We start from the raw sequence: 22,086 nt of genomic DNA on the forward strand, positions 1-22,086 counted from the left end.
TGTGCAATCGTTTGGGAGTTTTGTGTTTCCGAATCTATCTTCCTTTCCTTCTGCTTGAATATCTGCGGAATGTGGGGTGGAATTGGGGACGATACCCTTTACGGCGGAAAGGGTTTTGATACTTTGACTGGTGGTGCGGCTAGTGATTTCCTTTCTGGCAATCGAGGTGAAGATATCCTAATTGGTGAAAAAGCCGACGATACCCTCTACGGCGGTCAAGGCAATGATTTTCTGGTAGGAGGTGAGGGTAACGATTTCCTCAGTGGTGATTTGGGGGATGATACTTTAGTAGGGGATGTAGGGAGCGATCGCTTCTTATTATCTACCAATTCTGGTATTGATACAATCGATGACTTTGAAGTCGGTCAAGACTTATTAGTATTGGGTAACGGGTTGAGTTTCTCGCAATTGGCGATTGCTCAAGATAGCGGTTCAACATTAATCCGGTTTGCACAAACAGGGGAGATTTTAGCTTCTCTGGCAGGTGTTTCTGCTAGCAGTATCAGTGCTGCTAATTTCGGATTGATTTGAGATTGAATGCGCCGGGGGAGCAATCCTTTATCCCCTGGCCATATTCACTCGGCGGTTGAAACCGCCGAATAATCTTCAATCCGCGCCGGCGGATTTTGTCTGTGTACACGCGGTTGAAACCGCCGAATAATCAAGGAGATAAAACCCGGTTTAACCTAACTTTTCACATCAGCATCGCTGATAGCGCATTCCTGGTAACTGCGAAACTAATCCCAACAATTCCAACTGCAAAAGTATACTAGAAACCGTCCCCGCTTCTAATCCCGTTGCTTCCACAATTGTATCAAAAGAAATCGACCCAGATACGATCGCACTTAACACCTTAGCCAATTCCGGCTCCAACAGCGGCCCTTGCTTCTCAACCGTCGGATTTGGAGGAAATAGCGACAACTGCTCGGCTCTATCCAATTTTGGCATAGCTCCGAGCATTTCCAACAGCCTGTCTTCGCTTAAGAGTCGATCGCTACTCGGCAGAATCGGATGAGCACCTTTACTCAGCAACTCCAAACACCCAAACGAACGCTCATCATCCAATCTTGCCGTCAAAACATACACATCTCGGCAAAAATCATTCGCTTGATAAGCAGTAATTAAAGCACCAGATTTATGGGGAGCTTCTATCACAATTGTAGCGCGACTTAAACCAGCAATTATGCGATTTCGGCGGGGAAAATTAGTTCTATTCGGTTGAGTACCCGCCGGATATTCACTAATTACCAATCCCTGCTGCAAAATGCGATCGCACAATCTCTCATTTTGTTTAGGATATACAATATCTACTCCCGTCCCCACCACTGCAAAAGTCCTTCCTCCCGCCTCCAAACAGCCTATATGAGCCTCTGTATCAATACCAGCAGCCAATCCCGAAACCACAGTAAAATCACTTTTAGCCAATGCCGTACTAATTTTGTGAGTCCACCTTCTGCCGTATTCCGAAGGGCTGCGAGTACCAACCATTGCCACCGTCGGCGTAATTCCTTGATTCTCTTTGCGATCGACATTACCACGATAATACAACACTGGTGGCGGATTGGGAATTTCCAATAATAAGCGGGGATAATCTGAATCGGCTGGCGTCCAAAAACAGGGATTTTTTATAAGATGTTTTTCGAGAAATTCTTCAGGATTAAGTTTAGTTCGTTCTTGGGAAATAGTTTCAATTATCTGCTTACCAAACCCTTCGACTCGCATAAAATCAACTGGTTTTGCCGTCCAAGCTTCTGCCAAACTATTGAAATTTTGGTGCAATCTCTGCAACAGAATCGGCCCGATACCGTTAATTTGCGACCATGCTAACCAGTAAGCGCGTTCTTCTAGCAACGAGTTACCCTCAACTTATCTGAGAATAATTTTATCATTTTTGGTTTAACATATAGAAATCCTAAATCATTTGTTAATTTCTTACTCCCTCCCCTTGGTAAGGGGAGGGTTGGGGTGGGGTAAAAAATTTACGATTCCTACAAGGATTGCTATATAAAGATTTTTTTACGAACCGCGAAGGCGCGTTAGCGAAGCGGCGCGAAGGGAATTAAGAGGGATGTTGACAATTACTGGCTAGGTTTTCCAATCAACGAAACGGGCGTAAATATAAGCAATAATTTCTCCGATCACAGTCCGAAAACCTTCGCTCGATTTCCACCATTCGTGGGGGTTGTAATCTTGCGATTCAGCAGCTATAATCCCGACTTTAATCTCAGGATTCAGCACTTCTTTGAAAACAATCCAACTTCTGCGGGCGTGAGGGCCAAAAGAATAAAGATTAATTGAGTCAACTTTTATGGCAGAAGCAGCCAGCCAATCGCGAAGTGCGATCGCAGAAGCAGCAGTGCGGTGTTTGACAACACTCGCTGCTGGTACTGCTACTACTTGGTTTTTATCAAATCCTAGCGCAATAAAAGTCGCGGCAGTTAGTGCGGCATAATTTTTATATTCAGCGAGATAGAAGCCTTTACTTAAAGGAACTCCTGTCGTAATTAATTGGCTGTATTCCCCTTTTTTGAATTCGGCGATCGCACTTTCGATCGCATAATCCGGCAACCAGCCTTCGACAACCAATATATCTGCTTTAATCGGCGCATTAACCGCCAAAAATGGATGGATATTTGTGAGAATTAAGAGCATTAAAATTATCAATCCCGTGCTTGCAATTACCCAACCTTCCCTGGTAATTACCCACATTTCTCGACGACGGATTAGACGAATTCTCATTTTAACTCGATCTAGATGTTTTCGGGTATGGAGGCAGATTAGGCGAGACTGGGGAAGAGGGAAATAGTGGGAAAGTGATAGAATTTCCCAATGCCCAATGCCCCATTCCCAATGCCCCATTCCCAAATTATTGGTGTTTCAGGTACTCAAAAACGCTTTTATCCCCGATATCCTGCGGCATTGGTTGAAAAAACTTACGTACAGCAAAGATGATAAACAAAGCCGCCCAAATAGCTAGCAAAAATTGTTCATTTTCGGCTGACAAAAAGCCGAAAATATGTCCTAAAATTAAGAGAGGAACTCCCGGAGTCAAAAACTTAGTTTCGAGGCGATTAAAGCAGAATGCTTCCTTAAAATAAATGCCATTTAAGGCGGCAAAAGTAAAGCCAATTCCCCACAACGTGGCGGGATGTTCGTACACTGCTAAAGCTAGAGGTTGGCTGCTTTGTAGGGCGACAAACAATGCTGCCGCGCCGCCGATCGCCCAAAACGCCTGTAGTGTTCGGTGCAGCGCAATCATGTAAATGTGAATAGTTGCCAAGCTGACGCCTAAAGCTATCCAGAAACAAGCAAAAACAGGCGTTACAGCTTGGATAGCCATCGGGTTGTCGCCCTGTTGCAGCACCAGAGTAGTGCCGATCGCAAAACACAGCGCCGCCACCCCCAATCCGGCGCGGTAAATCAACACTCCCGTGCGATCGTTTTGAGTAATCGTAAATTCGCCGAATTGTCCTTGATAGACTGGCGATTCATCAGGTGATTTCAGTAGTTGCATAATAGCTTCCTCCTATCAGACACAATGTACTTCTGCCAAGATATACTTTATTGATAAACCGAGCCAGCGAGACCGAGCGATGCCTAAATTTAACAAGCCTAAACTTAACCAGCCTAAAGTTAACAAGTCTAAAGTTAACAAGTCTAAAGTGGACGATCGCCCCGATCTAAGCAACTCCCTTCCTTCACAATCCGAACTTCCTCCAGTTCAGCTTGATGAAACCATTGTAGCAGGCAGAAGACCGAAACCGGTAAACGACTTTCAGAGCCTGCTGGAGGAATTATCCGAATTGAGAGCGGGGTTCGATCCAGAAATGTTAGCGCATCTCGATAAAAATATGCCATTTAATACCACGCAATTTGAAACTAAAATCAGTAAGATTTTGGGGTCAAAAAATATTGATTTCAGCCTAAAAAATTCACTCAAATATCTAGAGTACATCAAGCAAAATATTCAACTCCCCTGCCACGTTACCGGCATAGAAGAGTTTGAATGGGAAGAAGAATATACAATGGGTTCGGGCAGCAAAAAAGAATATGCACGGCTCAAAAAAACTCAACCTTCTTATAGTGATAGATTCACAATTAATCGGTTGGAGGATTTGGTGCTTCAGGAAGAAGGCATATTTGTGGAAGTGCAGCGCGTCGGCGACCGCCAAAAGTTTATGTTGCCTTTATTCGAGTTAGAATCAGTTGATGCAAGTTCCCGAAACAATCAGTTATTAGATGATTATGCCGTGTGGTTTATCAACTATTAAGGAAGAGTGGAAAAGTGGGGGAGGGGAAGAAGGGAAGAGGGGAAGAGTGGGAGAAGGGGAAGAGTGAGGGATGGGAAAAATCTTCCTTCTTCCTAACATCCGTTACATCCGTTACAGAATCCGTTGCCGAACTTCCTTCTCCCTTCTTCCTTCTTCCTTCTTCCTTCTTCCTTCTTCCTTCTTCCTTCTTAATTAAATGGAAGCTGGCAAGTGCGATCGCGAAACCAAAGCCAAAGCTTCAACCAAACTGCGAACAGCCGCAATCATCGCCACTTCGCTATTAAGTTGGCTAACAGCAGAACCGACACCAACACCCGCAGCACCGGCTCCAATAGCGAGGGGTGCGGTGACGCTGGAGATACCGGAAGCGCAGAGTACGGGGACGGATACGGCGCGGGAAATTTCAAAGGCTGCAGCCAAAGTAGGCGCTGCTTTTTCAATTAATCCCAAGGTGCCGGCGTGAATTGGTTGAGCGCTGGTGCCACCTTCAGTTTGAATGATGTTAGCGCCAGCTTTGACTAATTCAATTGCTAATTGCACTTGTTTGTCGAGTGTCAAAATGTGGGGAACTGTCACAGAAAGAGTGATGTTTGGAAATAGCGATCGAGTTTCGCGAGTCAACTGCAAAACTTCCTCAGCTTCAAAGCGGCGGCCTACTGCGTAGAAAGCATCAAAGTTGCCAATTTCAATCAAATCAGCGCCAGCTTCTACTGCAGGCACAAACTTTTCCGGTTCCACCGCAGATACACAAATTGGCAAATTTGTCAACTTTTTTGCCATCAATACCAAATCTCGATCGGCAGCAATATCAACAAAGGAAGCACCGCCGAGATCCGCTGCTTTGACGACAGCAGCAACGTTGGCGGCATCAAAATTATTTAAACCGCTGATAATTTTCAGGGCGCGGCCTTGCTCAAAAGCGCGCTGCAATTTAGAATTTACACTCATCGTTAGTTTTCCAACTCAAAAAATTTCTTAGACTCATTTTGACACGAATTAGAACAATTTTTGATTTTTAATTCTTAATTTTTAATTACTACGCGGCTGGCGAAATTTGTAAACATCTTTGATAACTTGTGCCCAGCCGTCAGAGAGAGATTCGAGAATCCGAGATCCTTTTTCTTTCGTCGCCGCCGTCGCATCGCCCAACACACCACTTTCAGTCAACTCTCGCGTCAGCCAAGCAAAAGGCAAATTCCCTTCCATACTCAGCAAACTGTCTGTTGGTAAACCCTGCGGGTACTCGCAAACAGCCAGTTCCATTTTCACCTGTTCGGGCAAAATTGACAACATCAAACTCGTTTCTGCATCACCAGCGTGAATCCCAAACTCCAACTCCTTCGCAGTTAATAATTCAGCAGCAACATTCGGAACGCGCCAAACAAACAGCGGAAAAACAGAGAAATTTTGATATTTTTGATGAATATCCCGCGCCGCAATTTCCATCACCTGTGGCTGTCCGCCGTGACCATTCATTAACACTAATTTCCGAAATCCAGCCTGATAAATACTGTCCGCAATTTCACTAATTACTGCTAAAAGTGTCTGAGCACTGAGCATAATTGTACCGGGAAAATGGCAGTGTTCGTTCGACTTGCCATAGTACAAAGGCGGCAAAGCATAGGCGGGAATATTTGCCTCTAACTTTGCCAGGGCTTTGCCTAGCACTGCTGTGCTAATTGCCGCATCTACAATTAAAGGCAAATGGGGGCCGTGCTGTTCGATCGCACCTAGCGGCTGAATTATCACAGTATTTTCCTTATCCAGCATAGACTGAATTTCTCTCCAAGTCAGATAGGGAAAAAAGCGCGATTCGGGAATAAAATTGTGCATATTGTAGCGGCAAGAGCATAGGCAACCAAGGCAATTAACTAGCCTGAAAATTAAAAAGTAATTCCCAAGATAGATAACATCTTCTGTCTGTCGGTAGATAATATAATATAGCAGATACTTTAATAGCGCGCTGATAATATACGCTCGCCAGCTCAGACCGAAAGACGTAGAGACGACTAATTGATGGAAGCTTGGCAAACCCCACAAACTAATTTAACTGACATTCCGATCGCCGAGGAACTGTCGCGCCGCATCCCTCGATCGCACGATCAAAAAGCAGAAAACCGATCGCTGCAAACGCTGGCTCGACAATTGGCAACCTCACCCCACACGCTGCTCAAAACACTGGTGACGATCGCTAAAGATTTGTGCGGCGCAGGAAGCGTCGGAGTTTGCTTGCTAGAAGAAAATGCAACTTCCGAACAAATATTTCGCTGGGAAGCCTTCGCGGGCGCGTGGGAAGCAGCAGAACATAGAAACACACCCCGCACATGGCGTTGGTCGGGAACCCCGAGCGATCGCCAAATTCCCCAGCTTTACTTCGCTCCAGAACAATACTTCACCGACTTACAGCAGCTAGTAGAATTGCCGATCGCCGAAGCATTAGTCGTGCCGCTACAAGCAGAAAATCAACCGCTGGGGGCAATATGGATTGTATCTCACGAGGACGATCGCCAATTCGATGCCGAAGACTTGCGGATCGCGATCGCCCTAGCAGACTTTGCCGTTGCCGCCGTACAAATTGATCGCGCCCATCAAACCAAAGAAGCTTTGTTCGATCGCGAAGAACGCTGGCAGCTAGCCTTGCAGGGCAACAACGACGGGATTTGGGATCACAACCTGCAAACCCATTGCCAGATTCTGAGCGATCGCGGTTTAGAGATTTTGGAACGTCGGCCCGAAGAAGTCAAGGACTTCAGCCAATATTTGAGCTACATTCATCCCGATGATTTGGAGATCGTGCAAAGCAATTGGCAGCAGCACTTGCACCGAGAAACCTCACATTACTGCTGCGAGTACCGCGTTCGCTGTCCCGACGGGCGCTACAAATGGATTTTAGTCAGAGGGCGAGCAATTTGGGATGAGTCAGGCAATCCCCTGCGGGCCGTCGGTTCCGTGACAGATATCAGCGATCGCAAACAAACTGAAATTGCCTTAAAACAAAGCGAAGAACGTTTGAGCGTCGCCATCGAAGGCTCAGGCATGGCAACCTGGGATTTAGACGTGCGAACAAATCGAGTAATTTGGTCGGCGACCCATTTCAGCATTTTGGGCTGCGAACCAGTACCAGACGGTGAAACAACCGTGGCTGTGTGGGAAAACTGCGTGCATCCAGACGACTTAAAGCCAGTCATGCAAGCAGCCAAAACAGCTCGGCAAACGAGATCGCTCTACTCCCCCGAATACCGGATCATCCGTGCCGACAACGGAGAAATCCGCTGGTTGAGCGCGTTCGGGCGCTATCTCTACGACGCCGCAGGCGAAGCAGTGCGGTTTATCGGAGTATTATTTGATGCTACCGATCGCAAAAAAGCCGAACTCGCCCTACAAGAGAGCGAACAAACCGTGCGCCGTCAACTTGTAGAGATAGAGTCGCTCTACCAAACAACTCCCGTGGGTTTGGCCGTTTTAGACACAGATTTGCGGTTCGTGCGGATCAACCAGCGGTTTGCCCAAATGAACGGCTTGGCCGTAGAAAGGCACATCGGCCACACCCTGCGCGAAATTGTCCCCGACTGGGCAGATACAGCCGAACCTTTGTTGCGCCACCTTCTAGACACCGGAGAACCGATCCGGAATTTTGAACTCACGGGTAAAACTAGGGATCAACCCACAGTTGTTCGCACTTGGCTGCAGAATTGGTGGCCGCTCCGAGACAGGGGCCCAGAGATTGTCGGAATTCATATCGTGGTACAGGAAATTACCGCTCGCAAAATGGCCGAACTCGCCTTGCAAGAAAGCTACAACCGTTTCCAATCAGCTACAAGGGCGATCGACGGCATGGTGTTTGAGTGGGATTTGGCAGCAAACTCAGTTTACCGTTCCGAGGGACTGTGCTCGATCGTCGGTGTCTACCCAGAGGATGCACCGGCAACACCAGAGTGGTGGAGAGAACGCATCCATCCCGTCGATTTGGCACGCATCCAAGCCGGGGGGCAATCAATCTTTAATATTCCGGATCGCTATGAAATCGAGTACCGAGTCCAGCACCAAGACGGGCGCTGGATCGATGTTTGGGAACGCGGCTGTTTGATCCGCAACCAGCAAGGTGAAGTGACCAAAATAGTCGGCTTCACCAGCAACATTACCCAGCGCAAGCAAGTAGAAGCAGCACTGTGCGATCGTGAAACCCACCTGCAGTTGATTCTCGACAGCGCCAAAGACTACGCCATCTTCACCCTCGACATCGGCGGACACGTTACCAGTTGGAACGCAGGGGCCGAGAGATTGCTGGGCTATTCTGAAGCTGAAATCGTCGGGCAGCACGGACGCATCATCTTCACCCCAGAAGACTCAGCAGCCCGAATGCCGGAAGCAGAAATGCACAGTGCCCTGACTCAGGGAAAGGCAGAAAACGAGCGCTGGCACCTCCGCAAAGATGGCAGCCACTTTTGGGGCAGTGGGCTGGTGATGCCCCTGCGTGACGCAGCCGGCGAGGTGCAAGGTTTCCTGAAAATTATGCAGGACAAAACCGAGCGCCGGCAAATAGAAGAAGCACTGCGGCAAAGCGAAAATCTCTACCGCACCCTCGCCGATGGCGTCCCGGAATTAATGTGGATCAACACAGCCGACGGCAGGTTAGAGTTTTGCAACCAACACTGGAAAAGCTATACGGGCATGAGGCCAGAATTGCCGCTGCCGGCGCCGGTGCTGCACTTATTTCATCCTGATGATTTGCCAGCAGTTGTCGGCACGCGCACTGCTGCGATTGAAGCAGGGGAAGCCTACGAATTTGAGTGTCGGGTACGCAGGTTTGATGGTAATTACCGCTGGCATCTAGCGCGACTTGTGCCCGTCAAAGACAGGGGGGGAAAGGTGGTGCAATGGGCTGGGATCGGCATTGATATTGACGATCGCAAACGAGCAGAAGAAAGCTTAGCAGAAAGCGACCGCCGATTCCGCTTCCTGGCTGAGTCGCTGCCCCACCTGATTTGGAACGTAGACTCCGCCGGAGAAATTCGCTTTACCAATCAACAAAAATGGTCGGAATATCTGGGGATGTCTTACGAGGAAGCCGCTCAAAACAATTGGGAATCCCTAATCCCGCCCTCGGATTTGGCAGAATCTTGGGCCCGCTGGGAAGAATGTCTAATCACCGGAGAAGTTTATCAACTCGAGCTGCGCCTGCGGCGGGCAGTAGACCAAATGGAACGCTGGCATTTGTCCCGCGCCGTGCCAATTCGCGGTGCGGGGGGCCAGATTGTCGAGTGGATCGGCACAAACACCGATATTCACGAGCGCAAACAAGCCCAACTCAACGAGCAGTTTCTCTCTGATCTCGAAGTCCGCTTGCGGCAGCGCATCAACCCCGCAGAAATGTTGTGGGAAGCGATGAACAGTCTGGGAGAATATTTAAAGGTCGATCGCTGTATATGGCACGAAATCGATGTAGAAGCCGATCGGGCAATTGTCCACCAAGACTGGCACCAGTCCGACCTTGCCAGCACCGTCGGCATCTATAAAATCTCAGACTTTAAGACGCCAGAACTGAAAGCTCTCTCTATCGCAGGTCAAACAGTTGTCATCTCAGATATCGCTAATTACCCCCATACAGGGCATTTATTCGATAACTACGGTGCCCTGTCGATTCGGGCTTTGGTCGATGTTCCCTGCCTTCAGGAAGGGCGCTGGGTGGCTCTTTTGGTAGTGACATCAAAGGCTGTGCGGCACTGGCGGCCCGATGAAGTTTGGCTGATGCAAGAAGTGGTCGCTCGCCTCTGGACGGTGATCCTACACGCGGGAGCCCTGCATGAGCTGCACGAAAGCGAGGCTCGGTTCCGCGCTCTAGCTGACAACATCGCTCAGTTGGCCTGGATGACAGATGCTGCTGGGGGGATTTTCTGGTATAACCAGCGCTGGTTTGACTACACCGGCACCACCCTAGAAGAAATGCAAGGCTGGGGCTGGCAAAAAGTGCACCACCCGGAACACATCGATCGCGTTGTGGAAAAATTTAGGCGCAGCCTTGAAATAGGCGAAGTCTGGGAAGATACTTTCCCCTTGCGCGGTAAAGACGGATCGTACCGCTGGTTTCTCTCCCGCGCCGTGGCGATTCGCGACGATGGAGGCAACGTGCTGCGCTGGTGTGGCACCAACACTGACATTACAGATCAAAAAGTTGCAGAAGCGGAACGGGAACGCCTTCTAGCACGGGAAAAGGCAGCGCGGGAAGAAGCAGAACGCGCTAACCGCGTCAAAGACGAATTTTTGGCTGTTTTGTCCCACGAATTGCGGACTCCCTTAAACCCGATTGTGGGCTGGGCGAAGCTGCTGCAATCGAACGTTCTGACACCGGAAAAGCAGCGTTATGCCTTAGAGACGATCGAGCGCAACGCCAAACTGCAAACCCAGCTTATCGAAGATTTGCTCGATGTGTCGGGGATTCTGCAAGGTAAGGTCAGCTTGAATATTGTACCTGTGGATTTAGCCGAGGTGATCGGCGCTGCCACTGAAACGGTGCGTCTGGCGGCCCAAGTCAAATCGATTCAAATCAGCACTCACTTGGCACCGCATCTGGGCCCGGTGTTGGGCGATGCGGGCAGGCTTCAGCAGGTAGTCTGGAATTTGCTGTCAAATGCCGTCAAGTTCACCTCGCCGGGAGGCAAAATCGAAGTCGTTCTCGATCGGGTTGACACCAAGGCCCAAATTACTGTAACTGATACGGGAAAAGGTATCGAACCTGATTTTCTGCCCTATGTATTCGACTACTTCCGGCAAGCTGACAGCTCGATGACGCGCAAGTTTGGCGGATTGGGTTTAGGATTGGCGATCGTCCGCCATCTCGTAGAACTCCACGGCGGCACGGTGAAATCGGACAGTCCCGGCGAAGGAAAAGGTGCAACATTTACCGTCTGGATACCCCTGATGCCCGTGCAATCTCAGACAAGTCCTGCAGCAACTGCGTCGCGGGACGAATCCTTTAATTTGAGCGGTATTAAGGTGTTAGCGGTTGATGATGATGCTGATGCGCTAGATTTGGTGGTTTTTCTGCTTGAGGATTGTGGGGCAAGCGTTACAGCCGTTGCTAACGCCGCCGATGCCTTGGCTGTTTTAACCCAGTCTGTGCCGGATTTGCTGTTGAGCGATATTGGAATGCCCGATACTGACGGTTATATGTTGATGCGCCAGGTTCGGGCTCTGGCGCCCGACAAAGGGGGACTGGTTCCGGCGATCGCCCTCACGGCTTATGCTGGAGAAATTGACTATCAGCAGGCCCTGGCTGCGGGGTTCCAGCGGCACATTTGTAAGCCTTTAGACCCCGACAAGTTGGTGCAGGCGATTTTGGATTTGCTCGATCGATCGGGCGAAAATATTTTTTAAGGTCTTTTTGTGTCTAAAAATTCTTTATTTAATGAACCGCGAAGGCGCTAAGAACTTGAAGGAAAAAAGGAAGAAGAAAGGAAGAAGTTAATAATCTCAATTCCGGTTATATCTGAGATATTGCACCATTGTCAGGAACAGGCTTTTCGGCCTGTTCCACAAAAAGTGAATTTTCTTGTGGAACAGGCCGAAAAGCCTGTTCATAAAAAGCTTATTGACAATGGTGCAATATCTCAGATGTAACCAATTTAATCGTCGTTCGATCGCGCATCATATCCAATAAAAAAACCTCACAGAGGGAGGTTTTTTGATGATTATTGGTACTGATCGGACAGGTTAAAACATCCTGTCCCTGCATGATGCCCACAGCCCTAAGACTCAATTCTTAGCGGTAGTCAGTGCGGACTGCTGGGTCGCGATCGGCTGTTGTAGTGGTATAGCGGACATTTTCTTCACGTTTGCGGGGAATCAAACCCAACAAACCAGACAAGCCTAACAATCCCAACCATCCCCAATCAAAATCGCGATCTGTTTCAGCATTGTAGACATCGGAGCGAGGAGTGGTGGTGGTTGTAGTGTTGTTAGTACCGCCAGTCGTATCTGTCTGAGCTGAAGCAGGTAGATGAGCTGGTGCTATGGCTAACCCAGCAGCTATAATACCTGCACCGATTGCTTTGGATAAATCAGAACCTTTCATAATTCAAATGCTCTCTGTTGGCTAAAATCTTTAACTATCAAAACTATATCAATTGGCTTTTAAAGTTAAATCCACCTCTAGCAGTAAAGATGGTTATGTTCCACGTATAACTACAGATTGATATCAAATTTTTAGCAGGCGCACAAAATTAAAAATTGCTCGCTGTGACCGGAACGGCACTCTGGGGTGTCTCATATAGTTTCCGGCCCCATCGCTATTGTTCAAACAGTCAACAGTCAACAGTCAACAGTCATACAGACAACAGTCAACAATCATACAGACAAGGTGTTGTTGACAAAAAAAGGTAAACTCAGATATTGCACAGATAAGTGTTGGAACTCGATCGACGGAGATCAAAACTTTTGGGAATAGAGTTACGCAGCTACGTATTTCTAGACAACTTGCAGCCACAGCACGCAGCATACATCGGCACAATCGCCGCCGGATTCTTGCCGCTGCCGGGGGATGCGTCGCTGTGGATAGAAATTTCGCCCGGTATCGAAATTAACCGAATTACCGATGTCGCCCTCAAATCAGCCTCCGTGCGCCCAGGAGTGCAGATAGTCGAACGCCTGTACGGCCTTCTGGAAGTACACTCGAGTCAGCAGGGGGAAACGCGGGCCGCAGGTAAAGCAATTCTAGAATTCATGGGAGTCCGCAGAGAAGAAGGTATCAAACCGCGAGTGATTTCCAGTCAAATTATTCGCAACATTGACCCCCATCAAACACAATTAATCAACCGCACCCGCCGCGGACAGTTGCTGCTGGCGGGACAAACGCTTTACGTCTTAGAAGTAGAACCGGCGGCCTATGCAGCGCTGGCGGCCAATGAAGCAGAAAAAGGCGCATCTATTAACATCTTAGAGGTTCAGGCTGTAGGTAGTTTCGGACGGCTTTACCTCGGCGGCGCAGAACGAGATATTATAGCAGGTTCCCAGGCAGCAATTGCGGCGGTGGAAAACGTGACGGGTAGAGAAAATCCAGCAATTTTTGGCCGCAAGGAATAGCCGTTAAAGGAGATGTAATTATGGCAAACACACAGCATTTAGCGCTGTTAAAAAAAGGTGCAGTTACTTGGATTGAATGGAGAAGTCTCAATCCAAATATAGAACCGGATCTTAGCGAAGCTAACCTCGCGGAAGCAAATCTCAGAGGTGCACATCTTTGGCGCTCGAACCTTTTTAAAACAGATTTGTTTAAGGCTAAATTAATTGCGGCCAACCTCGCCGAATCTAATTTTAGTTTAGCAAATCTTGCCGGAGCGCAACTGCTCGAAGCTAATTTAATTAAAGCTAATTTAACTGGAACCAACCTCCAAGCGGCAGACCTCAAGGGAGCTGATTTGAGCGGTGCTAATTTAATTGGGGCTGACCTCACGGGTGCCAATCTCCAACAAACAGATTTCGGTGATGCGAATTTAATCGGTGCGGTGATGTCTGGAGTTAATGCGATGGGCGCGAACCTCAACTTTGCTAATCTCAGTCAAGCTAATCTGACTCAAGCCGAATTGATTGAAACGCATTGCTATGCAGCTAATTTCTCTAAAGCTAACCTCGGGGAAGCTCACTTCACTGGAGCATATCTTTTCCGGGCAAATCTCTGTTTTGCACAGTTGAGCGCGGCAGATTTCCGGTGGACAAACCTTGGCAAAGCTGATTTGAGAGGGGCGAATTTGACCGGGGCAAATCTCAGGGGAGCGAACTTGGCGGGAGCTAATTTGGGTGAAGCTATTTTGAAAGGAACAATCATGCCTGATGGCAGCATTGTTTGATAAATATTGGATAATATTTATTCCTGTGAAATAACGGCGATAGTTAAAAAAAGCCAGTTGCGGGTTTACCGAAAGGATTGCCAAAACATGAGCTTTTGGGGCGGGTTGAGGCTTTCTCTCGAATACAACAAAGCCGAGATTTAGTAAACCCGCCTCGGCTAAAAACTCGCAACTGTCGATCGATTAATTTTGGCCAGGGGGCGATATTTGATAAAGTCCTCTAACGGGCCCTTGATCTGGCTGTAAATTTTGCTGTGTTGGAAGTGTAAACTGATCTTGGAGTCCGGCGGGAGTAGGGAAACAGCCGCTTGGTTGAGGTCCTAGCTGGCAAGCTGCAGGCAGTGCCATGATTGAGGCATCGAAGGGATTGACGGCATCTGGCACGCGCAAAATCGGATCGCTGGAAACTTGCCGCTGCATTACTCGTCGGTAGAGGCCGTTGATGCGACTAGCATCCCGCTCAATTTCTTTTTCGGGAAAGGCAACGACGCCGCTGGGGGAACCGATGCCTAAATAGTCGCCAAAGTAACCTTGCAAGCTGACGTTGTGGTAAAAGTCTCCTGAAGCTTGAAAAAATTGTCGGTTGAAGTCGTCGGCAATTGGATGAAATCGCTCTGTTTGTGCTTGAGCTGGTTTGACGGATGCCATTGCGGCAGAGGCGACAGCGAGAATCAACGCGCCGCTCAGGCTTTTTAACTTTTGACTCATATATTTGGGCCTCCTTAATTAATTCCGATTCCAATATAAACTGATTATCGACGGATTATTAGTGTTTTTTACACGGTGTGAGTTATGGATGCTGCGGATTTGAAGGTGTTGCGCGATCGACTTCTAGATTTGTTGTGCGAGTTTGCCTATCGCGAAGGCGATTTTGTGCTGTCTTCGGGGCAGAAAAGTTCTTATTACATTAACTGCAAACCGGTGACGCTGCACGCTGAAGGTGCTTTGGCAACGGGACGTTTGTTGTTGTCGATGTTGTCGTCGGAGGTGCAAGCTGTGGGCGGTTTGACTTTGGGTGCTGACCCGATTGTAACTGCGGTGAGCGTAGTTTCGGCTCTCGAAGGTCGATCGATTCCGGCGCTAATTGTCCGAAAGGAGACGAAGGGACACGGGACAATGGCTTATATTGAGGGGCCGCTGTTGCCAGAGGGGACGAATGTGGCGGTTTTGGAGGATGTGGTGACGACGGGTAAGTCGGCGATGCAGGCGGTGGAGAGGTTGCGGGCGGCTGGTTATAAGGTCGATCGCGTGCTGTCGCTGATAGACAGAGAGCAAGGTGGAGGGGAATTATATCGCGAGGCGGGATTGGATTTTCAAGCCATTTTTACCATTCAGAATCTTAAGGAATGGATTAGTAGCAAGAAATAGGCAAAAGTGCGATCGCCAGCCTCCTCCCCAGAAGAATCGCGTCAACCGCCGCCGAACATTTAATAGCGAGAAGGGCGGGCGATCTCATCATACTCACAGCACTTCATATCACACAAAACCAAAAATGTCAACTCAAAATTACAGAAGAACAGTTGAAGAAATCCGTGAGTTAGCTTCTATGTTTTGGCCTTCCGACTTATCTCAAAAGGAAGCAGAACTCAGTGTCATACCAAAATTGATAGAAACTCAAGAGCAATTTATTGCTATTCTTAGCGTCCCAGTTTCAGAGTTAAGCGGATTATTTCAAATAGTAGAAGCTTCAACACTTTCTGCAAATATGTTCCTGAAGCATTTAATTGTACTGGCGGACTTTGGGGGAGAAATGATAAAAAGAGTGAATAGTCAGTTTAATTCTATGTTTCCCTTAAAGAGATTAGATTACCTTTGGAACCTGCAAACTTACTCTTATCAATTCACTTTTCTACCAGCATCAGGTCAACTAACCAATAATAAACTAGGGATTGACGGTAAAAAAATACTCCAAAATCAATCTCTCTCTTTGGCACATAAAGATTTAATAGCAATTCTTTTGTTCGGCGCTAGTTCACTGAATGAAAAAAGCGCTGAGGTTTTAGCTAAATGTGAAATTGGTAATTACTTAGGTCAACCCGATAAATTAAATAAGTTTATTAAACAACGATATATCTGGGTTAGCCGGATAACCTCTGGGTCACAAGCCAATACTTTAGGTCAAATCGCTCAAAATTTTGTCAAAGAATACTTACAAGATAATTTAGGGGTTATAGATATAGCTATTAGACCTAACGGTCATTTACCCGGCGTTAGACATACTGACCAAGAAAGCGAAAAAGGACTAACAACATTTGATCTGGTTCTTTCTAAAGAAGATAAGTTTGTTGCAATAGAGATTAGCTTTCAGGTAACGACAAATAGTGTAATTGAACGTAAAGCTGGACAAGCAAGAGCTAGATTTGAGCAGATTGAAAAGGCAGGTTATAAAATGGCTTATGTCATTGATGGCGCTGGTAACTTTGAGAGGGAAAATGCAATCAGAACCTTGTGTACGTATAGTCATTGCACTGTTGCATTTTCCCACAATGAACTTAATGTACTTTGTGATTTTTTGAGGGATTACTTTGTGCCTAACAATGAGTAAAGAGATGGTATACTGAAGAAATGCTGTTAAAATCTAAACTAACTAAAATTATTATGCCAAAAATCCGTTTTATTGACTTATTCTCAGGAATAGGCGGCATGAGATTAGGGTTTGAATCCGCCGCTCGTTCCTTGAATCTGGAAACAGAATGCGTATTAAGCAGCGAAATCAATCTCGATGCTCAGTTAGTTTACCAGAAAAACTTTGCCGACACACCTTTAGGCGACATCCGATTAATTGACAAACTGCCTGAACATGAAATTTTACTAGCAGGATTTCCCTGCCAATCTTTCTCCTATGCTGGCAAAAAAGAGGGATTTGGAGACACCAGAGGCACCCTATTTTTTGAGATTGCAAGGTTAATTGATACCTTTAAACCTCAAGCATTTATTTTCGAGAACGTGCGGGGGCTTGTCAGCCACGACGGTGGCAGAACCCTCGAAACTATTAAGGGCGAAATCAAAAGCCGAGGTTACAGCTTCGATTATTTCTTGCTCAACAGCTCTAACTTTAGTTTACCTCAGAACCGTGTCCGAGTTTACCTAGTAGGAATTTTAAATGCTTCGCCCCAATTTGGGTTAATTTCCGACTTAGGCCCAAAAGATTCGCATTCCTCTAGTCATCAACAGCTATCGTTATTTTCCCCGTTCAGTCAACCTGTCACAGTTGCAGATATCTTGGAAGACAATCCCGATCCAAAATATGATTGTTCGCCAGAATTTGTTAATGCCTTGAAACAAATAGTTAACAATGATTTCAGCCGACTGCACGGTAGGCGGCTAATTGACTATCGCGGTGGCAATTCGATTCATTCTTGGGAACTGGGTTTGCGAGGCGAGTGCAGTTTAGACGAAATTGAATTAATGAATCTTTTTATATTGAAAAGGCGCAATAAAGAATTTGGAGCTGACCAAGATGGCAAGCTATTAACTAAAGAGCAAATAGCTACTTTTTTTGCTCATCCCAATCTCGATAAAATGCTGGATTCTTTGGTAACAAAAAAGTACCTGCAACGCAACAACAATCAATACAAACCTGTATCCGGTAACTTTTCCTTTGAAGTCTATAAATTTCTCGATCCGCAGAAAATTTCTGTAACAATAGTTGCCAGTGATGCTAATAGATTAGGAGTTTACTATCATAACCGAGTCCGCAGGATTACTCCCCGCGAGGCGGCGCGGTTACAAGGTTTTTCCGATAGTTTTATGCTGCATCCTAATGATGATAAAGCTTATCATCAACTGGGTAATAGTGTAAGTATTAATGTAGTTAAAGCTGTTGCTCTAGAAGTAATCCAGAATGTTTTGTGCTCTACCAAACAAAAAGTTAGCGCCTGGTGAATTGGGAAGGGTGGCTGAGTGTTTCCGCTCACCCTAGCAACTAGCTTTTCGCTACAGGTTCCTTAGCCAAAAACTTCTCTAATTCCGCCAAAGCATCGCCATCAACCTTAGATCGGTGTTTTATTGGGTGGGATTAGAAACTATGCCCGCTCTAATTTTATCAAAATCAGCTCCCGTAATTGGAGGACAATGGAAAATAAAGTTTTCGGTGCTAAGCAAGCGCAAGCTTTCAGGTTCACAATCTCTACCAATCGGCTGATTTTAGCAGAGCGAAATTATAACCTGAGTGAGATATTAACTAGAGAAGATTGTTTTAATATGTTACATGACGACGCAAGGAGAAGCAGTAATGATTTTACCTGCATCTATTAAAACAAAATGGAAACAACTGGCAACAGCCTTTATTTGTCCTCTGACACTAATTGGTGTTGGCATTCAGCCACAACCGATTCAAGCACAACAAAATCCATCTAAGACTAATGTTGCTGCTTTGCCAGATGGTATTTACCTGTACGGAGATTCGCCACAGCCCAACCAAGTTCTTCAAAACTATATCGTGTTTCAACGCCAGAACGATCGCGTCGTTGGTGCAATCTACGCGCCGCGATCGGACTTTGCGTGCTTCACTGGTAAAATTCAGGGAAATACATTGTACGGGAAGGCAATCTCAGCCGGAAAAGTTCAAACAATTGAAGTCAATACTCAGCTAACAAATCTGCATTCTATTCGCACAATTAGCTCAAACGATCGGCGCATTCTTTCAACGTGCCAACAGACAGCGCGAGCTAACATCTCCAGGTAAATCTTTTACTTAGCTAAAATGGTGCATGAGGCTGGCGGTGCGTTACACGGCGTTAACGCACCCTACGAATTAATCCAATTAGCTTTGGGCTACAGGTTCCTTAGCCAAAAACTTCTCTAATTCCGTCAAAGCATCGGCATCAACCTTAGTCTGCATGGGACAGAACTTAGGCCCGCACATTGAACAGAATTCAGCAGTTTTGTAGATATCCGCCGGCAAAGTTTCGTCGTGATATTCCTTTGCCCGTTCTGGATCTAATGACAGCTCAAATTGACGGTTCCAATCGAAATTGTAACGCGCTTTCGAGAGTTCATCATCGCGATCGCGCGCACCCGGACGGCCCCGTGCAATATCTGCTGCGTGAGCCGCGATTTTGTAAGCAATCAGCCCGTTTCTGACATCCTCAGCATTCGGCAATCCTAAGTGTTCCTTCGGCGTCACGTAACACAGCATTGCAGTACCGTACCAACCAGCCATCGCGGCCCCAATTGCTGAGGTAATGTGGTCGTATCCAGGCGCAATATCTGTCACCAACGGCCCCAAAACATAGAAGGGTGCTTCCGAACATTCCTCCATTTGTTTCTTGACATTAAACTCAATTTGATCCATCGGCACGTGGCCGGGGCCTTCCACCATTACCTGCACGTCATGTTCCCAAGCTTTGCGAGTTAATTGTCCCAAAGTTTTGAGTTCAGCTAATTGAGCTTCATCCGAGGCATCGTGAGTACAACCGGGGCGCAGAGAATCTCCCAAACTAAACGAAACATCGTATTTTTTGAAGATTTCAATGATGTCGTTAAAGTGAGTGTAGAGGGGATTTTGTTTGTGGTGATGCAGCATCCACCGCGCCAAAATGCCGCCGCCGCGAGAGACAATCCCAGTCAACCGATTTTTTACCAACGGCAAATGCTCGATCAGAATTCCGGCGTGAATTGTTTGGTAATCAACACCTTGTTGAGCGTGTTTGTCAATGATGTGAAGAAAGTCATTGGGCGTCAGACTTTCCATATTACCATGAACGCTTTCTAGAGCTTGGTAAATTGGTACAGTACCGATCGGCACCGGTGAAGCTTTGATAATCGTAGTGCGAATTTCATCCAAATTGCCGCCGCCGGTGGACAAGTCCATCACGGTATCAGCGCCGTATTTCACTGCTAATTTAAGCTTGTCAACTTCTTCTTCCATATTGGAAGAGTTGGGAGATGCACCGATATTAGCATTGACTTTGCATTTAGACGCAATGCCGATCGCCATCGGTTCCAAATTCGTGTGATTGATGTTAGCGGGAATAATCATCCGTCCCCGCGCTACTTCGGCGCGGATCAGTTCTGGCGGGAGATTCTCTCGCTTAGCAACAAAGTGCATTTCCTCAGTAATTACACCTTGGCGGGCGTAGTGCATTTGAGATACATTGCTCTGCCCGCTACGCTTAGCGATCCATTCGGTACGCATATTTAATTTCCTTGATAAACAGCTTCCCTCCGCTGGTATTACCCAGACTCAGGTTCTAAGGGTGTTTTCTCAGCCCGGATATTCGGGCACCCCTAGCTAAGCTGTTGATTGTATCACCGATTTCTGGTCGCGACGCCAGCCACTAAGGAAATCTTAATATTGAGAGATAGATGAGGGGAGCGAGCGAGGGAGAAAGAGTATTGGCTATAATAGAGTAATTCAGAGTAGGTAAAGCGGTATGTCAGATCGAGGTCAGACAATTACGACACAAGAGCAAGAAACTATCAAGGAGGAAAACTTGATTGAAAATACTCTGGAAGAGGAGCCAGATGAAAAAATTATCTTCAGATACTCCATCACCAGTTATGGAGCGGACTATACCCTTGATAGTCTTGTTAGACGCATCCAAGACGGCAGCATATATGTCCCTTCATTCCAAAGGGCTTATGTGTGGAAAATTAATGATGCCTCCCGTTTTATCGAATCTCTTTTGCTAGGTCTTCCGGTTCCCGGAATATTCCTCTCAAAAGAGCAAGACACGCACAAGTTGTTAGTAATTGATGGATTGCAGAGGTTACGTACACTTCAGTATTTTTATGAGGGAATCTTTGAGCCCACCAAAAGAGAGTTTGCCCTCAAGAATGTGCAGTCCAAGTTGGAGGGGGCTACATACAAGTCTTTGCCATCAGAATATCGCCGGAGTTTGGATGATTCCATATTACACGCTACGATTGTCAAGCAAGATGAGCCTTCTGATGATAACAGTAGCATCTATTATATTTTTGAACGGTTGAATACAGGGGGTAAAATACTCACGTCTCAAGAAATTAGAGCCTGTATTTATCATGGGGAATTCAAAGATTTACTTAAAGAATTAAATGAAAATAATTCATGGCGAGACATTTTTGGAAAATATGACTCAAGAATGCGGGATGAAGAACTTATTCTGAGATTTTTAGCACTATATTTTAATGGTGATAATTATCATAAGCCCATGAAAGAATTTCTCAATCAATTCATGGGTAAAAATCAACGTTTGAACTTACATTCACCGCCTCAAATAAGACAAGCATTTGAGCAAACTATTGAAGTTATTCATCAATCTCTAGGTGAGCGAGCTTTTAAACCCAAGAAATTGATTAATGCTGCTGTTTTTGACGCTGTGATGATAGGTATAGCCCGCAGATTAGAACAAGGTAAAATTGATAAGAGTGACACATTAAAAGATATCTATCAAAATCTTTTGGATGACGAAAAATTCCGTCGTTTTACAGTTGATACAGCTCGTACTACTGAGGAGAATGCTGTTAATAGTAGAATTGAAATTGCTACCAAAGTTTTTGCTGCATTGTAATGAAAAACAGAGATATCATCAGCAATAAGCAGAGACTTGACAATTTGTTTAAAAAAATTACAGCTTTCTCGGGAGATACCGATCTTCAATCTCATTGGGCTAGATATTTATGTATTTTAGTATCGGGATTTTTAGAGACTTCTGTGCGTCTAATTTATAGAGAGTATGCTAGAAACAAAGCCATACCACAAGTGGCTAACTTTGTTGAGGGGAAGCTAGAGGATTTTCAGAATCCTAAGATGGAGAAAATTCTTCAATTAACAGGGTTGTTTAGCAAAGAGTGGGAAAATGATCTGAGGCGCGAAACAGAAGGTGAACTAAAAGATGCAGTTGATAGTATTGCCAATAACAGGAATCAGATTGCACATGGTGGTTCAGTTGGAATCAGCTACAGTCAGATAAAAAGTTACTATGATCGGGCTATTGAGGTAATTGAGTTGATAGAAAATCAATGCAATAAATGAAGTATTATACCAACCT

At 46.3% G+C, this 22,086-nt stretch carries 19 protein-coding genes and 1 riboswitch; of the genes, 11 read left to right on the top strand and 8 right to left on the bottom strand.

From position 1 onward, the window contains the following. A partial coding sequence (locus QUA43_RS26895) for a calcium-binding protein (RefSeq protein ID WP_445302008.1) occupies positions 1-531 on the top strand: 531 nt, incomplete at its 5' end. A gap of 168 nt (positions 532-699) precedes the next feature. Here QUA43_RS26895 and dprA read toward each other — a convergent pair. The 3 genes from dprA to QUA43_RS26910 form a co-directional block, all read right to left on the bottom strand. After that, positions 700-1,851 (bottom strand): DNA-processing protein DprA, encoded by a 1,152-nt coding sequence (gene dprA, locus QUA43_RS26900; RefSeq protein WP_333378174.1) that lies wholly within the window; start codon positions 1,849-1,851, stop codon positions 700-702. Between the two features lie 234 nt (positions 1,852-2,085). Then, positions 2,086-2,739, bottom strand: a complete 654-nt coding sequence (locus QUA43_RS26905) for a YdcF family protein (protein ID WP_333378177.1) — start codon at positions 2,737-2,739, stop codon at positions 2,086-2,088. A 127-nt stretch (positions 2,740-2,866) separates the two neighbouring features. Further along, positions 2,867-3,514, bottom strand: coding sequence for a DUF2301 domain-containing membrane protein (locus QUA43_RS26910; protein WP_333294817.1), 648 nt, complete (start codon positions 3,512-3,514; stop codon positions 2,867-2,869). A 79-nt stretch (positions 3,515-3,593) separates the two neighbouring features. Between QUA43_RS26910 and QUA43_RS26915 the strand changes: the two genes are divergently transcribed. After that, positions 3,594-4,271: a calcium-binding protein gene (locus QUA43_RS26915; RefSeq protein ID WP_333378180.1), complete on the top strand. Its 678-nt coding sequence runs from the start codon at positions 3,594-3,596 to the stop codon at positions 4,269-4,271. 192 nt (positions 4,272-4,463) lie between these two features. Here QUA43_RS26915 and QUA43_RS26920 read toward each other — a convergent pair whose 3' ends face one another. Next, positions 4,464-5,219 carry a DUF561 domain-containing protein gene (locus QUA43_RS26920; protein ID WP_333378183.1) on the bottom strand — a complete coding sequence of 252 codons (756 nt, stop codon included), beginning with the start codon at positions 5,217-5,219 and terminating at the stop codon, positions 4,464-4,466. 81 nt (positions 5,220-5,300) lie between these two features. Then, positions 5,301-6,104 carry a creatininase family protein gene (locus QUA43_RS26925; protein WP_333378184.1) on the bottom strand — a complete coding sequence of 268 codons (804 nt, stop codon included), beginning with the start codon at positions 6,102-6,104 and terminating at the stop codon, positions 5,301-5,303. Between the two features lie 183 nt (positions 6,105-6,287). Between QUA43_RS26925 and QUA43_RS26930 the strand changes: the two genes are divergently transcribed. Next, the gene (locus QUA43_RS26930) at positions 6,288-11,645 is read left to right on the top strand and encodes a PAS domain S-box protein (RefSeq protein ID WP_333378187.1); all 5,358 of its coding nucleotides are present in this window, start codon (positions 6,288-6,290) and stop codon (positions 11,643-11,645) included. Positions 11,646-12,030: 385 nt separating this feature from the next. Here QUA43_RS26930 and QUA43_RS26935 read toward each other — a convergent pair whose 3' ends face one another. Continuing rightward, positions 12,031-12,342 (bottom strand): WGxxGxxG family protein, encoded by a 312-nt coding sequence (locus QUA43_RS26935; RefSeq protein WP_333378189.1) that lies wholly within the window; start codon positions 12,340-12,342, stop codon positions 12,031-12,033. A 362-nt stretch (positions 12,343-12,704) separates the two neighbouring features. Between QUA43_RS26935 and QUA43_RS26940 the strand changes: the two genes are divergently transcribed. Beyond that, the gene (locus QUA43_RS26940; RefSeq protein WP_333378192.1) at positions 12,705-13,349 is read left to right on the top strand and encodes a hypothetical protein; all 645 of its coding nucleotides are present in this window, start codon (positions 12,705-12,707) and stop codon (positions 13,347-13,349) included. A 20-nt stretch (positions 13,350-13,369) separates the two neighbouring features. Then, positions 13,370-14,113: a pentapeptide repeat-containing protein gene (locus tag QUA43_RS26945; protein ID WP_333378194.1), complete on the top strand. Its 744-nt coding sequence runs from the start codon at positions 13,370-13,372 to the stop codon at positions 14,111-14,113. A 183-nt stretch (positions 14,114-14,296) separates the two neighbouring features. Here QUA43_RS26945 and QUA43_RS26950 read toward each other — a convergent pair whose 3' ends face one another. Further along, complete coding sequence (locus tag QUA43_RS26950) at positions 14,297-14,821, bottom strand: hypothetical protein (RefSeq protein ID WP_333378197.1); 525 nt, start codon at positions 14,819-14,821, stop codon at positions 14,297-14,299. Positions 14,822-14,905: 84 nt separating this feature from the next. Here QUA43_RS26950 and pyrE point away from each other — a divergent pair, with 84 nt between their 5' ends. From pyrE to QUA43_RS26970, 4 genes are all read left to right on the top strand, one after another. Further along, positions 14,906-15,481 carry an orotate phosphoribosyltransferase gene (gene pyrE, locus QUA43_RS26955; RefSeq protein WP_333378200.1) on the top strand — a complete coding sequence of 192 codons (576 nt, stop codon included), beginning with the start codon at positions 14,906-14,908 and terminating at the stop codon, positions 15,479-15,481. A gap of 124 nt (positions 15,482-15,605) precedes the next feature. Then, a complete protein-coding gene (locus tag QUA43_RS26960) occupies positions 15,606-16,658 on the top strand; it encodes a restriction endonuclease (protein ID WP_333378203.1) in 1,053 nt (350 codons plus the stop codon). 53 nt (positions 16,659-16,711) lie between these two features. Further along, positions 16,712-17,998 (top strand): DNA (cytosine-5-)-methyltransferase, encoded by a 1,287-nt coding sequence (gene dcm, locus QUA43_RS26965; protein ID WP_333378206.1) that lies wholly within the window; start codon positions 16,712-16,714, stop codon positions 17,996-17,998. 325 nt (positions 17,999-18,323) lie between these two features. Beyond that, on the top strand, positions 18,324-18,800 hold the full coding sequence (locus QUA43_RS26970) for a hypothetical protein (RefSeq protein ID WP_333378208.1): 477 nt from the start codon (positions 18,324-18,326) through the stop codon (positions 18,798-18,800). Between the two features lie 78 nt (positions 18,801-18,878). On the opposite strand, the gene thiC is transcribed toward QUA43_RS26970, so the two are convergent. Continuing rightward, entirely contained in the window at positions 18,879-20,252 is a 1,374-nt protein-coding gene (thiC, locus tag QUA43_RS26975; protein ID WP_333378210.1) for a phosphomethylpyrimidine synthase ThiC, read from the bottom strand. A gap of 7 nt (positions 20,253-20,259) precedes the next feature. After that, a riboswitch (TPP riboswitch) is annotated at positions 20,260-20,356 on the bottom strand. Positions 20,357-20,490: 134 nt separating this feature from the next. Here thiC and QUA43_RS26980 point away from each other — a divergent pair. Together QUA43_RS26980 and QUA43_RS26985 are read left to right on the top strand one after the other, a co-directional pair. Continuing rightward, positions 20,491-21,606 (top strand): DUF262 domain-containing protein, encoded by a 1,116-nt coding sequence (locus tag QUA43_RS26980; RefSeq protein ID WP_333378213.1) that lies wholly within the window; start codon positions 20,491-20,493, stop codon positions 21,604-21,606. Further along, positions 21,606-22,070 (top strand): HEPN domain-containing protein, encoded by a 465-nt coding sequence (locus QUA43_RS26985; RefSeq protein WP_333378215.1) that lies wholly within the window; start codon positions 21,606-21,608, stop codon positions 22,068-22,070. Before QUA43_RS26980 ends, QUA43_RS26985 begins: the two co-directional genes overlap by 1 nt. The last annotated feature ends 16 nt before the right edge of the window (positions 22,071-22,086 follow it).

The organism is Microcoleus sp. N9_B4, assembly GCF_036701635.1.
Taxonomy (GTDB): domain Bacteria; phylum Cyanobacteriota; class Cyanobacteriia; order Cyanobacteriales; family Microcoleaceae; genus Microcoleus.

What these genes read in the sequence shown, in the direction of transcription:
- QUA43_RS26950 (WP_333378197.1), bottom strand. Translation starts at nt 14,821, where the DNA reads ATGAGTCAAAAGTTAAAAAGCCTGAGCGGCGCGTTGATTCTCGCTGTC.
- QUA43_RS26985 (WP_333378215.1), top strand. Translation starts at nt 21,606, where the DNA reads ATGAAAAACAGAGATATCATCAGCAATAAGCAGAGACTTGACAATTTG.
- QUA43_RS26980 (WP_333378213.1), top strand. Translation starts at nt 20,491, where the DNA reads ATGTCAGATCGAGGTCAGACAATTACGACACAAGAGCAAGAAACTATC.
- QUA43_RS26960 (WP_333378203.1), top strand. Translation starts at nt 15,606, where the DNA reads ATGTCAACTCAAAATTACAGAAGAACAGTTGAAGAAATCCGTGAGTTA.
- QUA43_RS26930 (WP_333378187.1), top strand. Translation starts at nt 6,288, where the DNA reads ATGGAAGCTTGGCAAACCCCACAAACTAATTTAACTGACATTCCGATC.
- QUA43_RS26915 (WP_333378180.1), top strand. Translation starts at nt 3,594, where the DNA reads ATGCCTAAATTTAACAAGCCTAAACTTAACCAGCCTAAAGTTAACAAG.
- QUA43_RS26905 (WP_333378177.1), bottom strand. Translation starts at nt 2,739, where the DNA reads ATGAGAATTCGTCTAATCCGTCGTCGAGAAATGTGGGTAATTACCAGG.
- QUA43_RS26945 (WP_333378194.1), top strand. Translation starts at nt 13,370, where the DNA reads ATGGCAAACACACAGCATTTAGCGCTGTTAAAAAAAGGTGCAGTTACT.
- QUA43_RS26935 (WP_333378189.1), bottom strand. Translation starts at nt 12,342, where the DNA reads ATGAAAGGTTCTGATTTATCCAAAGCAATCGGTGCAGGTATTATAGCT.
- dcm (WP_333378206.1), top strand. Translation starts at nt 16,712, where the DNA reads ATGCCAAAAATCCGTTTTATTGACTTATTCTCAGGAATAGGCGGCATG.
- QUA43_RS26910 (WP_333294817.1), bottom strand. Translation starts at nt 3,514, where the DNA reads ATGCAACTACTGAAATCACCTGATGAATCGCCAGTCTATCAAGGACAA.
- pyrE (WP_333378200.1), top strand. Translation starts at nt 14,906, where the DNA reads ATGGATGCTGCGGATTTGAAGGTGTTGCGCGATCGACTTCTAGATTTG.
- QUA43_RS26925 (WP_333378184.1), bottom strand. Translation starts at nt 6,104, where the DNA reads ATGCACAATTTTATTCCCGAATCGCGCTTTTTTCCCTATCTGACTTGG.
- QUA43_RS26920 (WP_333378183.1), bottom strand. Translation starts at nt 5,219, where the DNA reads ATGAGTGTAAATTCTAAATTGCAGCGCGCTTTTGAGCAAGGCCGCGCC.
- QUA43_RS26970 (WP_333378208.1), top strand. Translation starts at nt 18,324, where the DNA reads ATGACGACGCAAGGAGAAGCAGTAATGATTTTACCTGCATCTATTAAA.
- thiC (WP_333378210.1), bottom strand. Translation starts at nt 20,252, where the DNA reads ATGCGTACCGAATGGATCGCTAAGCGTAGCGGGCAGAGCAATGTATCT.